The 13,905-nt window shown below is 50.4% G+C and carries 9 protein-coding genes; all 9 read left to right on the top strand.

The genetic code is table 11. The features are described from left to right. Window positions 1-6: 6 nt before the first annotated feature. The 9 genes from pilQ (at window position 7) to ACO0LK_RS15465 (ending at window position 13,865) form a co-directional block, all read left to right on the top strand. The gene (pilQ, locus tag ACO0LK_RS15505) at window positions 7-2,118 is read left to right on the top strand and encodes a type IV pilus secretin PilQ (RefSeq protein ID WP_422976522.1); all 2,112 of its coding nucleotides are present in this window, start codon (window positions 7-9) and stop codon (window positions 2,116-2,118) included. A 60-nt stretch (window positions 2,119-2,178) separates the two neighbouring features. Continuing rightward, window positions 2,179-4,557 (top strand): beta strand repeat-containing protein, encoded by a 2,379-nt coding sequence (locus ACO0LK_RS15500; RefSeq protein ID WP_422976520.1) that lies wholly within the window; start codon window positions 2,179-2,181, stop codon window positions 4,555-4,557. A 147-nt stretch (window positions 4,558-4,704) separates the two neighbouring features. Continuing rightward, the gene (gene aroKB, locus ACO0LK_RS15495; protein WP_422976591.1) at window positions 4,705-6,327 is read left to right on the top strand and encodes a bifunctional shikimate kinase/3-dehydroquinate synthase AroKB; all 1,623 of its coding nucleotides are present in this window, start codon (window positions 4,705-4,707) and stop codon (window positions 6,325-6,327) included. Between the two features lie 5 nt (window positions 6,328-6,332). Then, window positions 6,333-7,484, top strand: a complete 1,152-nt coding sequence (locus ACO0LK_RS15490) for a deoxyguanosinetriphosphate triphosphohydrolase (protein ID WP_422976518.1) — start codon at window positions 6,333-6,335, stop codon at window positions 7,482-7,484. A gap of 46 nt (window positions 7,485-7,530) precedes the next feature. Beyond that, complete coding sequence (locus ACO0LK_RS15485; RefSeq protein WP_422976516.1) at window positions 7,531-8,232, top strand: DUF4197 domain-containing protein; 702 nt, start codon at window positions 7,531-7,533, stop codon at window positions 8,230-8,232. A gap of 753 nt (window positions 8,233-8,985) precedes the next feature. Continuing rightward, the gene (locus tag ACO0LK_RS15480) at window positions 8,986-10,143 is read left to right on the top strand and encodes an ABC transporter substrate-binding protein (RefSeq protein WP_422976514.1); all 1,158 of its coding nucleotides are present in this window, start codon (window positions 8,986-8,988) and stop codon (window positions 10,141-10,143) included. A gap of 133 nt (window positions 10,144-10,276) precedes the next feature. Next, a complete protein-coding gene (locus ACO0LK_RS15475) occupies window positions 10,277-11,167 on the top strand; it encodes a branched-chain amino acid ABC transporter permease (protein WP_422976512.1) in 891 nt (296 codons plus the stop codon). A 9-nt stretch (window positions 11,168-11,176) separates the two neighbouring features. Next, window positions 11,177-13,126: an ABC transporter permease subunit gene (locus ACO0LK_RS15470; protein ID WP_422976510.1), complete on the top strand. Its 1,950-nt coding sequence runs from the start codon at window positions 11,177-11,179 to the stop codon at window positions 13,124-13,126. 10 nt (window positions 13,127-13,136) lie between these two features. Then, entirely contained in the window at window positions 13,137-13,865 is a 729-nt protein-coding gene (locus ACO0LK_RS15465) for an ABC transporter ATP-binding protein (RefSeq protein ID WP_422976508.1), read from the top strand. Window positions 13,866-13,905: the final 40 nt, after the last annotated feature.

Here is a 13,905-nt window from a genome sequence, read left to right as displayed (position 1 = left end):
GCTACGATGTTGCGATTTATTTTTTTGGTAATGCTGGCGTTGTGCCAATCCGCTTTTGCGCAAGTCAATTCCATTGAATCAGTCACTGCCAACCAGCAAGGCTCGAATGTCATCGTCAAAATTGGCTTCAAAAGCAACTTGTTGAAAGCCCCCGTCGGCTTTTCGATTGCCAACCCTGCCAGGATCGCTCTCGATTTCGCTGATATCACCAATGGCACTGGCAGAACGGCTTTCGATATCAATATCGCGGACCTGCGTACCATCAATCTGATTGAAGCCAGTGGTCGTTCGCGTCTGGTGTTCAATATGAACAAGACCTTGAACTATGCAACCGTCATTGAGGGCAATGCCCTGATCATCACAATTGATGGTTCTGGTGGTGTGGCAACGGCTGTCAATTCTCAAGGTTTGCCAGCTACACCTGATATATCAATGAATGGCAAAAAGAATCTCCGCGATATCGATTTCCGTCGCGGTGTAGCTGGTGAAGGGCGTGTCATTATTGATTTGCCTTTCAATCAGGTTGCTGTTGATATTCGTCAGCAAGGCCAGAAGATCATTGTTGATTTCCTCAAGGTCGGTTTGCCGGAAGTGCTCAGAAAGAGTGTCGATGTCGCTGACTTTGGTACGCCAGTACAGAAAATCACGACCACCACTGAGGGCGATAATGTTCACATGGTAATTGAGCCTAGCGGTTTGTGGGAACACAGTGCCTACCAGAGCGATACGCAATTTGTAGTGGAAGTGAAACCTATCAAGGAAGACCCGAATAAACTGACTCAGGGTACTCAGGGTTATCGTGGTGAACGACTGTCGTTTAACTTCCAGAATATTGAAGTTCGCGCAATTTTGCAGATTATTGCCGAAGTCAGTAGCCTGAACATCATCGCCAGCGATACCGTCAACGGCACGATCACCCTGCGCCTGAAAGACGTGCCATGGGATCATGCACTGGATATCATCATGCAGTCCAAAGGCCTGGATATGCGCAAGAATGGTTCAGTCATCTGGATTGCGCCAAAAGATGAATTGCTGACCAAAGAGAAACTGGAACTGGAACAAAAAGCACAAATTGCTGATCTGGAACCTTTGAAGACGGAAGCCTTCCAGTTGAATTACCAGAAAGCGGAAGCGTTCAAGCTGGTGTTTGGTTCAGATGGTGCAAGTTCCAACCGTATTTTGTCCAAACGTGGTAGCGCAGTGATAGAGCCGCGCACAAACCAATTGTTTGTTACCGATATCGCCTCCAAGCTCGAAGAAATCCGTAAGTTGATACAAAAAACGGACATCGCATCCAAGCAGGTATTGATCGAAGCAAGAATTGTTGAGGCAGACGATAAATTCAGCAAGAGCCTTGGTGCGAAATTGGGTTTCACTGATTTGCGTCGTTTGAGCGGTGGTGATGCTGGCTACCAACTGTCAGGTGACCAACGTGCTGCTATAACGGGTAATTACCTGGGTATCGGTGAACAGACCGGTCAGGCCAAGTTAACTGATTCCAGCTATGTTCCGAATTCGCAATTTGTGAGTTTGCCTGCAACAGGTATCAATGGTTTGAATCCGGGCAGTTTGGCGGTCAGTCTGTTCTCTTCCGCTGCCAACCGTTTCCTGAATCTGGAATTGTCAGCGCTGGAAGCGGATGGCAAAGGCAAGATCATTTCCAGTCCAAGGGTAGTGACGGCTGATCAACTGAAGGCATCGATAGAACAGGGTACTGAATTGCCCTACCAGATCGCCACATCCAGCGGCGCAACGGCAATTGTGTTCCGTACTGCTAGCTTGAGGTTGGAAGTGACGCCACAAATCACGCCGGATGGCAACGTGATTCTGGACGTCAATGTGCATAAAGATAGCGTCGGTATTGAAACCAGAGCTGGTTTTGCAATCGACAAGAAAGAAGTAAAAACGATGGTTTTGGTGGAAAACGGAGGCACTGTTGTACTTGGTGGTATATTCCAGCAGAACGAACGTGATAGTGTTACAAAAGTACCATTCTTTGGCGATCTCCCTTTGTTCGGGAATTTGTTCAAAACAACCGGCCGTACTAACGATAAAACAGAATTGCTGATATTCATTACACCAAAAATTATTGCTGAAAAATTTAATAACAAGCAATAATTGCTAATGTGTACAGCTGCTAGTACCAATTTTACGAATTTGTTTAACTATAGGTGTTTCATGATGAAGTTTATTCGCGAAGTGTTCGCATTATTACTACTTGTCGGCCTGACGGCTTGTGGTGGTGGCGGTGGCTCACCAGGTAATACAAACGGAGTCGCCTTGTTTACGACTGCGCCCGGTGCCTTGACGATCGCGCCGGGTGAAACGCGTACCTATAGCATAGGCGGTGGCGTTCCTTCTTACACGGCAACAAGTAATTCTGCAGCAGCCACTGTGACGGTCAACGGTACCACCCTGACTATCAAAGGCGGTAATGGTGGCAAAGCCACGATCGCCGTCAAGGATGGCGCTGGCATTTCGGTCAGCATTGACGTCACGATAGGTAGTGGCGTGGACTTGTTCACTTCAGCGCCTACAGCAGGTATTGTTGTTGGTGTTGGTGAAAATTCAACTACATACACTATTGGTGGTGGTAGCCTGTTGTATACCGTTACTAGTAACAATACGTCGATTGCGACTGTTACGCAAAGCAATAATACTTTTGCCGTGACGGGTGTGACGGGTGGCAGGACTACAGTTTCCGTCAAGGACAGTGTAGGTGCTCTGGTGGATATTACAGTTGTGGTCGGTTCTATAGATCCATTGTTTACTACTGCCGCTAGCTCAATCAATGTTGGCGTTGGTGCTGCTGCGACCTACAAAGTAGGTGGCGGTAACGGACCTTACTCTGTGGGTAGTAGTAATAATGCTGTAGGTACAGCTTCTATCTCAGGAACGACTTTGACGATTACTGGTGCTTCAGTCGGCACGACTACGGTTGTGGTAAGGGATGCGTCTATCGGCACCGTTAGCATATCAGTCACTGTTGGTTCAACAGCTAACCTGTTCACCTCTGCTCCGGCAAGTCTGACCGTTGGCATTGGTACCACCAGCCCGACATTCTCTATCGGTGGTGGTAGTCAGATATACACTGCTACCAGTGGTAATACGCAGATTGCAACAGTCGGTATCAATGGCAATAAATTTGTTGTTACTGGCGTAACTCCAGGCACTACTACTGTGACAGTCAAGGATAGCTTGGGTGCATCAGTGCCAATCAACGTAACAATCGGTTCTGGTGCGACTTTCTATTCGACCGCGCCAGGTGCTGTGACAATCGCAGTGGGCGGTAGTAATACCTATGTACTTGGTGGCGGAAGCTTGCCTTACACGGCCACCAGCAGCAATACCAGCGTGGTTACCACATCTGTCTCAGGCTCGAATGTGGTGATTAACGGTATCATTCCTGGTAGTGCAAATGTTGTTCTGCGCGAAGCGGGTGGCAGTAACCCGATCACTATTACCGTTACAGTTGGTAGTGGTGCCGTCAATAGTTTGTTCACAACAGCACCAGCATCCGTGACTATTGCTGTGGCTGCTTCTCCGACTTATCAAATTGGTGGTGGTAATGGGCCGTACTCTGCGACCAGCAGCAACGCAGCGATAGCGACAGTATCGGTAAGCGGGACCACATTGACAATCACTGGTGTGGCAACAGGTAACGCGATTATCCAAGTCAAGGATGCGTCGGGAACACCCGTAGCAATCGCTGTCAGTGTTGGTTCTGGTACAGCAGTGCCCCTTTACTCTTCGGCACCAGTGGCAATATCTTTGGCTCCAGGTGCTGCACCGGTCTATATTGTTGGTGGTGGTACCGCTCCTTATTTAGCGACGAGTAGCGATACACGTGTTGCGACTGCGGTAGTTGCAGGTAGCAGTATGACTATTACAGGCGTGGCAGCAGGTATTGCGACCATTAGATTGGTGGACAGCGTTGGTGCGCCAATTCTTATTTCAGTGACAGTCGTCACGGGTCAAAATGCGAACTTGTCCGTATTACCAATTTCCATTGTTGGTAATCTGGGAGATACCGTATCCATCTCGATTTCTGGTGGTAGTGCTCCTTACACGACAACATCCAGCAACTCTTCAAATGTAGCGATCGTCAGCGGTGCTACCTTGAATAGTGCAGGAACCGTGACAGTCACACTGCTCAATGTTGGTCGCACCACAAATGTTATAGTGACCGACGCCCAAGGCGGTGTTTTCACTGTACCCGTTGTAGTCAATGCCGCGTCAGCAACCTTGGGCTTGAATCCTGTAGATTGGAGTATCAATGAAACCAACAACAGTATTATTCCCTTGACCATTTCAGGTGGTGTTGCTCCGTTCCAGGTATTTACCAATACTCCGTTGTTGGCTACGGTTGCTGGTACAAGCCCTGATCCTTTGAATCCGCTCACATTTAACGGACGTACCGTAAATGTTAGTTTGGGTACGCAAGGTACACGTTGTGTGGCAGCAGATACACCGGTACTTATTCAAGTCAAAGATAGTAATAATACGACCGTAACCAGTACCATGAGAATCTTGAATCTGGCTGTTGGAGGCTGTTAATATCTGACTGCGGTAAGAAAATTCTAATGAACTGTGTTTATTTGCTTCGAACCGTAACTGTCCCCCCTTGTCATGAAGCAAGGGGGATTGATTGGACAGCGTGGAACTAGGTAATCAGTTTTGAAGAATATTTTTCTAGTAGGCCTGATGGGCTCCGGCAAAACTACGGTTGGCCGAGCCCTGGCAAAAAAACTTAATAAGCGATTTATTGATTCTGATCACGAAGTGGAGGCGCGAACCGGCGTCTCTATCCCCGTGATATTCGAGATCGAGGGCGAGGCCAGTTTTCGCCAGCGTGAAGCGGATGCCATCCGTGATTTAACGGCACAGGAAAATATCGTTTTGGCTACAGGTGGCGGTGCCGTGTTAAATGCAGAAAGCAGGAAGTTTTTGCATGAGCGCGGCACCGTTATTTATTTGCGCGCCGGAATACAAAGCATATTGCAGCGTACCCGGCACGACAAAAACCGGCCTTTATTACGTACCGGTGATCCCCGCAAGAAGCTGGAAGAGTTAGAATCCCAGCGTGACCCCTTATATCAGGAAGTTGCCCATCTGGTTGTTGAAACCGGGCGGCCGAATGTTCAATTTTTAGTGCAGTCCATCCTGGATAAATTGCCGCAACAATTCGGCACTGAGGCCGATGGCAGTACAAAGCAAACTATGTCTCCCGAAAATAATTCCTCAAGCAAGGTCTTGAACGTCGATTTAGGTGAGCGCAGCTATCCCATTTCCATCGGCTCTTCCCTGTTGTCTGATAGCCAGTTTCTGCAATCGCAGATCAAGGGCAAGCGTATCGTCATCGTGACCAATACCGTTGTCGCTCCTATTTATCTGGCCGGACTGGAAGCTTGCCTGCGTGCTGCCGGCAAGGAAGCGGTATCCGTTGTGTTGCCTGATGGCGAAGAACAGAAAAACTGGTCCAGCCTGATGCTGATTTTTGATGCGCTGCTGGAGCAGAAATGTGACAGAAAAACCACCTTGCTGGCATTGGGCGGTGGTGTGATTGGTGACATGACAGGCTTCGCTGCGTCTGCCTATATGCGTGGCGTCCCATTCGTTCAGGTGCCGACTACCCTGTTGTCACAGGTCGATTCGTCGGTTGGCGGCAAGACTGGCATCAATCATCCGCTGGGCAAGAATATGATAGGCGCGTTTTACCAGCCACAGGCGGTGATCGCCGATATTGCTACCCTGCAAACCCTGCCAGATAAGGAATTGTCTGCCGGTCTGGCAGAGGTGATCAAGCATGGTGCGATCATAGATGCCACATTTTTTGACTGGATAGAAGCCAATATGGCTGCCTTGCGGGCAAAAGATGCCGCAGCCCTGACACATGCGATTTTGCGTTCATGTGAAATCAAGGTCGATATCGTGCGCCAGGATGAACGCGAAGGCGGTTTGCGGGCGATTTTGAATTTTGGTCATACTTTCGGCCATGCCATAGAATCAGGTCTGGGTTATGGCAAATGGTTGCATGGCGAAGCGGTTGGCTGTGGCATGGTGATGGCAGCAGATTTGTCTTGCCGCCTTGGTTACATGGATTACGTCAGCAAGACCCGCATCAAGCAACTGGTGGAAGCCGCAGGGTTACCTAGCGTGGCACCAGATCTGGGCGAAGAACGCTGGCTGGAATTGATGGAAGTTGACAAGAAGAATGAAGGTGGCAAGATCAAGTTCATCTTGTTGAAACCGCTGGGCCAGGCCGTTATTACCACTGTTCCCCACGATATCCTGCTGCAAACCCTGCGTAGCTGTATTTCCCACTGACGATCATGTTCTCTGACGCTCACCTCGCTCCCTATGCAGCACAATCTGCCAGCACGCGAGGTCGACGTCACGCTGAAGAGACATCTTCAACACGCAGTGAATATCAGCGTGACCGTGACCGCATCATTCATTGCACCGCTTTTCGCCGGCTTGAATACAAGACCCAGGTCTTCGTCAATCATGAAGGCGATTTATTCCGTAACCGTCTGACTCATAGCCTGGAAGTCGCCCAGATCGGGCGCTCCATCGCCCGTAATCTGCGTCTGAATGAAGATCTGGTCGAAGCCATTTCGTTGGCGCATGATCTGGGGCACACTCCTTTTGGACATGCCGGTCAGGATGCGCTGAATGCCTGCATGAAGGCCTTTGGCGGCTTTGAACATAACCTGCAAAGCCTGCGTGTAGTCGATCAGTTGGAAGAACGCTACGGCGCTTTTGACGGCTTGAATCTGACTTTCGAGACCCGTGAGGGCATACTCAAGCATTGCTCCATCACCAATGCCAGATTGCTGGGCGATGTTGGCCTGCGCTTTATTGAAAAGAAAAGGCCCAGCCTGGAAGCGCAGGTGACCAACCTGGCTGATGCCATCGCCTATAATAATCATGACATCGATGATGGCTTGCGCTCCGGCCTGTTGCAGGAGGCGCAGTTGATGGATCTGGACATTTATGCCCGCCATCGCGCCATCGTGGATGCCAGTTATCCCGGTATCAATGGACGGCGAGCAATTGCCGAAACCATACGGCGCATGATCAATACGCTCATCGTTGATCTGATACAGACCTCGGCGCAAAAAATTCGTGAATGTGCACCGGCCAGTATCGATGAAGTACGTGACATGGACAGAATGATTGCGTTTTCCGAACCCATGTATCAAGAGGCGCAGGCGCTCAAACAATTCCTGTTTGAAAACCTGTACCGGCATTATCAGGTCAACCGCATGACCTTCAAGGCCAGGCGGACCATCAGTGAATTGTTCGGCGCCATGTTCCAGGAGCCGAATCTGTTGCCGCCTGATTATCAGGTGAAACAGGCACTGCCTGAAGAAGAACGTTTGCAATTGCAGGTAAGAAAAATTGCTGACTATATTGCTGGCATGACTGATCGATATGCCATGCGCGAGCACCGCCGCTTGTTCATGGTCGATGAAATTTGAATCTGAAACCGGGCTATCATGGCCTCCCTTTTATTCTGGAAAAAACATGTCCTCCATTTCTTCCCTGTGCACCCGCCTGCTGTTAACTGTTGTCATCGCCGGGGGTGCCGGTGCTGCCCTGGCCCAGTCATTTGCTGATTTAACAAACCAGGATGCCAGTACCGGCCTGAAAGCAGCCCTGGACAAGGGTTCTGCCGCAGCAGTCAGCAAGCTGGGGGTGGAAAACGGGTTCCTGAACAATGACAAGGTCAAGATTCAATTGCCTTCGATATTGGAAAAAGCGCGCCCCATTTTGCAAATGACAGGCAAGGGCCAGCAACTAGATGAGCTGGTGGTTTCCATGAACCGCGCTGCCGAAGCTGCCGTGCCTATGGCGAAGCCTTTGCTGGTGAATGCAGTCAAGTCCATGTCGCTGACTGACGCAAAAAATATCCTGACCGGTGGCGACACGTCCGTGACCGATTTTTTCAAGGAAAAAACCGCAACGCCACTCAGCGCCAAGTTCTTGCCCATGGTCAAGGGTGTGACGGACAAAGCGGGTTTGTCGGCCAAATACAATAGCATCATGGGGCAGGCGCAGAAGTTTGGTGCCGTTTCCCCGCAAGAGGCAACGGTAGAGGGCTATGTCACCCAGAAAGCCATGGATGGTCTGTTCGTGATGATAGCGGAGGAAGAAAAAGCCATACGCAAGGACCCGATTGGTGCTGGCAGCAAGGCCATCAGCAAGGTGTTCAGCTTGCTCAAGTAATCCCGGCCTTGTAATTAGGACTATTAGGACTTACCCAAATCGCCATACCATTCATACTGTCTTCGTCGCTGCGGTGTAGTCGGGATTTCAGACAACATGTTGCCTGCCGACGTAACGAGCCTCCCCTGCAAGGGAGGTTTCCTAAAAGCGATAGGTGCAGTCGGGGTTTCAGGCAACATGTTGCCTGCCGACGTAACGAACGTCCCCTGCAAGGGAGGTTTCCTAAAAGCGATAGGTGCAGTCGGGGTTTCAGGCAACATGTTGCCTGCCGACGTAACGAACGTCCCCTGCAAGGGAGGTTTCCTAAAAGCGATAGGTGCAGTCGGAGTTTCAGGCAACATGTTGCCTGCCGACGTAACGAACCTCCCCTGCAAGGGAGGTTTCCTAAAAGCGATAGCCTTGCTGGGACGATTTTGCGTAAGTCCTATTTATGTTGCAGAAACAATTGCCTTGCAATGAATGGATGAAAAAAATTCACTACATGCATGAAAAAAATTATTGATTTAAAGTTTTTTTCATCGAAGAGACCCGTTAAAAAAATACGACAGAGCCCGCCAAGCCTTGCTACATAAGGCTTGGCGGGTTGTGCTGAATTTTATTCAGCAACCGTTGGCGATTGAATACCCTGACGTTGCGTAGTATTACTTAAGTATCGTAATTTTCAACATGTTGATCACTTCCTGCTAACTTGGTGCGGTAATTCATTAATTCCATTTTTGAACTACCAACCAAAAAATAATTCAGGAGACCAGCATGTCCTTTAAAATCCAAACCCTAGTTGCGTCCGCATTGTTGAGCTGGGTGGCTGTTGCCCATGCAGCTGATCCGATCAAAATCGGTGTTGCCGGCCCTTTTACTGGTGGCTCTGCCCCAATGGGTGTATCGATGCGTGACGGTGTCAGACTGGCTGTCAGCGAAATCAATGCCAAAGGTGGTGTCCTGGGACGCCAGCTGCAATTGGTAGAGCGCGATGATGAAGCAAAAAACGAGCGCGGTGTACAGGTTGCGCAAGAGCTCATCAATAAAGAAAAAGTATCCGCAACCGTCGGGTATATCAACACCGGTGTGGCACTGGCATCACAGCGTTTTTATCAGGAAGCCAAAATTCCGGTAATGAATAATGTGGCGACAGGTAGTGTAGTCACCAAGCAATTCCTCGCGCCGGAACACAAAGACAATTACATTTTCCGTACAGCTGCCAGTGACACCATACAGTCAGCAATGATTGTTGATGAAGCCGTTACCAAGGGCAAATTCACGAAAGTCGCCATCCTGGCTGATTCGACCAATTATGGTCAGCTTGGCCGTGAAGATCTGGAAAAAGTATTGGCTGCAAAAGGCATCAAGCCAGTCGCCGTAGAAAAATTCAATGTCAAAGATGTAGACATGACGGCCCAGTTGCTGAAGGCCAAACAAGGTGGTGCGCAAGTTATTCTGACCTACGGTATCGGCCCTGAACTGGCGCAGATTGCCAACGGCATGGAAAAGCTGGGCTGGAAAGTACCGATGATAGGCAGCTGGACACTGTCCATGGGTAACTTCCTTGACAATGCCGGTAAGAATGGTGATGGTGCCATGATGCCGCAAACCTTTATTCAAGACCCGAATACACCTAAGCGCAAAGCCTTCATCGAAGCCTATCAAAAAGCATACAAGCTGGAACGTATGCCTTCAGCCGTCTCTGCAGCCCAGGGCTATGATTCAATTTATCTGCTGGCAGCGGCTTTCAAGCAGGCGGGCAGTACTGATGGCGTCAAAGTCCGTGAAGCGCTGGAAAACCTGAATGAAAAAGTCGAAGGTGTGGTTACCACGTACAACAAACCTTTTACGCATGATGATCATGAAGCCATCAAGCCTGGCATCCCTGTCATGGGGGAAGCCAAGAGTGGTCACATCGTTCTTGCCAAATAAGGCATAGGCGCACTCTGTAGCCAAATGGTCAGTTCCACTCCGGGGCTGGCCTTTTTTTCAGTCAGTCAGCTTGTTCACTGGCCCGGGGCTTTCCCGGGCCGGCTGGTAAGCTGCACTCCATTGGATGGAAAAAATGGAAATCTTACTTCAGCTTGTTTTCAGCGGTATTGCCCTGGGCATGATCTATGCGGTCATCGCCTTTGGCTACCAGTTGACCTTTGCCACGTCGGGCACGCTCAATTTCGGTCAGGGTGAAGCGCTGATGCTGGGGGCCCTGGTTGGCCTCAGTGTGGTCGGCAATATTCACGGTGGCCCGTATATGAATTATTGGCTCATGATACCCATAGTCATCGTCTTTGGTGCCTTGCAGGGTATGTTTGTGGAATGGATAGGCGTGCGTCCTGCCATTAAGATCAAATCCGAATTCGGCTGGATCATGTCCACCATCGCGCTCGCCATCATTTTTAAAAATGTCGCAGAAAATATCTGGGGTAAGGATGACCTGACTTTTCCTTCGCCATTGTCGGCAGCACCATTCCAGATATTCGGTGCCAATGTACAACCGATGCAAGTGGTGGTGGTACTGGGCGCGCTGGCAATGATGCTGGCGGTGGAGTTTTTTAACCGCAAATCCATTTACGGTAAAGCGGTTGTCGCTACCTCAAATGACCGGGATGCGGCTGGCCTGATGGGCATCAATACCAGCATGGTCATTACCTTTTCCTATGCACTGTCTTCTGCTACGGCGGCGTTTGCCGGCGTACTGGTCGCTCCATTGACACTGACTGGTGCCACCATGGGTTCTGCCCTTGGTTTGAAAGCGTTTGCGGTGGCAATTATCGGTGGTTTGACATCTGGTGTCGGCGCTATCGTGGGTGGTCTGATATTGGGTATTGCCGAAACCACGACCGGTTTTTACATCTCTACCGGCTACAAGGAAGTACCTGGTCTGGTATTGCTGTTGCTGGTGTTGGCGATCAAACCCGCAGGTTTGTTCGGCAAGACTGCCATCAAGAAAGTATGAGGCCGTATCATGAATAAAAAGACCTTACTCGTTTCTATTGTCGGAATTGCTGCCCTGGGTCTGTTCCCGGTTGTCATGCACAATCCGTATTATCTGCACCTGGTTGAAACCATACTTATCTATGCCATTCTGTTGTTTGGCCTCGACATTGTGGTTGGTTATACTGGGCAGGTCTCTCTCGGCCATGCCGGCCTGTTTGGCATAGGATCGTACACCACCGGTGTGCTGGTATTTAAACTGGGATTGCCATTCCTTGTTGCTGTACCTTGCAGCATCGCTGTCGCGGCCTTGTTTGGTGCCCTGCTGGCCTTGCCAGCGTTGCGGGTGACGGGGCCTTACCTGGCTATGGTAACACTGGCATTTGGTACCATCATTACGATTCTGATCAATGAAATGAGTTTCCTGACAGAAGGCCCAATGGGTATCAAGCTGACCAAACCAGTTGTGTTCGGTTACAAGCTCAACGAGGTGGAGTACTACTATGTCGTTGCGGCGATGATGGTGCTTGCTCTTATCGTGGTTCATCGCATCCTGCGGTCGCATCTTGGCCGGGCGTTCCAGGCTTTGCGTGACAGCCCGATTGCGTCTGACTGTATGGGCGTGTCGGTGTATCGCTACAAAGTCATCGCCTTCGTCATCAGCGCTGCGTTGGCCGGTCTGGCAGGCAGTTTGTATGCGTATTCCGAAGAGTATATTTCACCCAATACCTACAACTTTGAACTGACCATCATGTTTTTGCTGGCCGTCATCATGGGTGGTCGTAAAACCCGCAGTGGCGCCTTGCTTGGTGCTCTGATCGTGGTCATGCTGCCATCGTTGCTGGCTGATATAGAACTGTTCCGCAAAATCGCCAGCGTCGCGGCTGTGATTGCTGTACTGGCGGGTGGCGCAGCCATAGTCAAACAGCGCAAGACCGTCCGCGAGATGTTGGTACCTGTTGGCGCAACAGTAGCCATGGCCCTGTTTTCCTACAAGCTGGAAAACATTACAGACTGGCGTCTGACCATCTTTGGTTTGATGACCCTGTTTGTTGTGTATTACCTGCAGGACGGCATCGTTGGTTTTGTCAATAGCCTGTTCGGCAAAGGGGCGCGTCATGTGGAACTGGATGCTGCCAGTGCACAAGCCAGTAACGACCTTGCCATCGTGAAGGCAAGTGAGGCCAGGGTTGGCGTATTGCTAACCGCCAGAAAAGTACTGATGCAGTTCGGTGGACTGAAGGCATTGAACCAGGTCGATCTGCAAATTACCAAGGGCACGGTACATGGCCTGATTGGTCCGAATGGTTCAGGCAAGAGCACCATGATGAATGTTCTGACCGGCATTTATCAGCCTACCGATGGTGTGGTGGAATTTGGTGGTCATGTGATATCCGGCAATACCCCGTCAGCCATTGCGCTGGGTGGTGTGGCACGTACGTTCCAGAACGTGCAATTGTTTGGTGAAATGACGGCCACTGAGAATATTCTGGTGGGCCTGCACAATACCTTCCGCAGTAATGTGCTGGACGTCATGTTGCATACACCGCGCTATATGCGTGAAGAACGTCAGGCCCGTGAACGGGCTGCCAGCCTGCTGCATTTTGTAGGTCTTGCCGACCTGGCGAATGAGGAGGCACGTAACCTTCCATATGGCAAACAGCGCCTGCTGGAAATCGGGCGTGCGCTTGGCCTGAACCCGCAATTGCTATTGCTGGACGAGCCTGCTGCGGGTCTGACTGCTCCGGACATCAAGGATCTGATTGCCATCATCCACAAGATACGAGAACACGGTATTACCATCATCCTGATTGAACATCATATGGATGTGGTCATGTCGATCTGCGATATTGTGACCGTGCTTGATTTTGGCCAGAAAATCGCCGAAGGCAAACCTGCGGCAGTACAGGCTGACCCCAAAGTGATAGAAGCTTATCTTGGTGGCAGTGTGGCAGATGCAGCCGACATCGTCGCTGCATAAGGAGAACATCATGTTGAGCATTTCAAATTTACATGCAGCCTATGGCAAGGTGGAAGTCTTGCACGGTATTTCTCTGGAAGTACCAAAGGGAAAAGTGGTGACCCTGATAGGATCAAACGGCGCCGGAAAAACCACGACCATGCGCGCCATTTCCGGCATGCTGAAACCAAAAGAAGGTTCTGTCGTGCTGGCCGGAAAAGATGTGACAGGCATGGATTCACACAAGATCGCACGCGCCGGTCTGGCCCATTCACCCGAAGGGCGGCGCGTATTTGCCACCATGTCGGTGACAGACAATCTCTTGCTGGGTGCCTTCCCCCGTTTTACCCGTAGCCGTCCGCGTGGCGATATAGATACTGACTTACAAAAAGCCATGGATTTATTTCCGCGTCTGAAAGAACGTCGCAATCAGCTGGCTGGCACTTTATCTGGCGGCGAACAGCAGATGCTGGCCATGGCCAGGGCGGTGATGCTTAATCCCGATGTCATTTTGCTGGACGAACCCTCCATGGGGCTGGCACCTATACTGGTGGATGAAGTCTTCCGCATTATTGTGCGCCTGAAAGAGGAGGGTACTACCATGCTGCTGGTGGAGCAATTTGCAGCGGCTGCCCTGGCTGTGGCAGATTATGGCTATGTGCTGGAAAATGGACGTATCTCGGTGCATGGACCGGCAGCGAATCTGCAAAATGATCCGGCTGTGAAGGCGGCTTATCTGGGTGGTGGTGCGCATCATTGATTGATGTTGTTTTCACCGAAAAATGGAGAGCTTGCTCTCC

The sequence above is a fragment of the Undibacterium sp. Ji49W genome, assembly GCF_049340205.1.
Classification (GTDB): domain Bacteria; phylum Pseudomonadota; class Gammaproteobacteria; order Burkholderiales; family Burkholderiaceae_D; genus Undibacterium.
This window is presented reverse-complemented; position numbering and strand designations above follow the sequence as displayed.

Coding starts and splice junctions, on each gene's coding strand:
- pilQ (WP_422976522.1), top strand. CDS start 7: ATGTTGCGATTTATTTTTTTGGTAATGCTGGCGTTGTGCCAATCCGCT.
- ACO0LK_RS15500 (WP_422976520.1), top strand. CDS start 2,179: ATGATGAAGTTTATTCGCGAAGTGTTCGCATTATTACTACTTGTCGGC.
- aroKB (WP_422976591.1), top strand. CDS start 4,705: ATGGGCTCCGGCAAAACTACGGTTGGCCGAGCCCTGGCAAAAAAACTT.
- ACO0LK_RS15490 (WP_422976518.1), top strand. CDS start 6,333: ATGTTCTCTGACGCTCACCTCGCTCCCTATGCAGCACAATCTGCCAGC.
- ACO0LK_RS15485 (WP_422976516.1), top strand. CDS start 7,531: ATGTCCTCCATTTCTTCCCTGTGCACCCGCCTGCTGTTAACTGTTGTC.
- ACO0LK_RS15480 (WP_422976514.1), top strand. CDS start 8,986: ATGTCCTTTAAAATCCAAACCCTAGTTGCGTCCGCATTGTTGAGCTGG.
- ACO0LK_RS15475 (WP_422976512.1), top strand. CDS start 10,277: ATGGAAATCTTACTTCAGCTTGTTTTCAGCGGTATTGCCCTGGGCATG.
- ACO0LK_RS15470 (WP_422976510.1), top strand. CDS start 11,177: ATGAATAAAAAGACCTTACTCGTTTCTATTGTCGGAATTGCTGCCCTG.
- ACO0LK_RS15465 (WP_422976508.1), top strand. CDS start 13,137: ATGTTGAGCATTTCAAATTTACATGCAGCCTATGGCAAGGTGGAAGTC.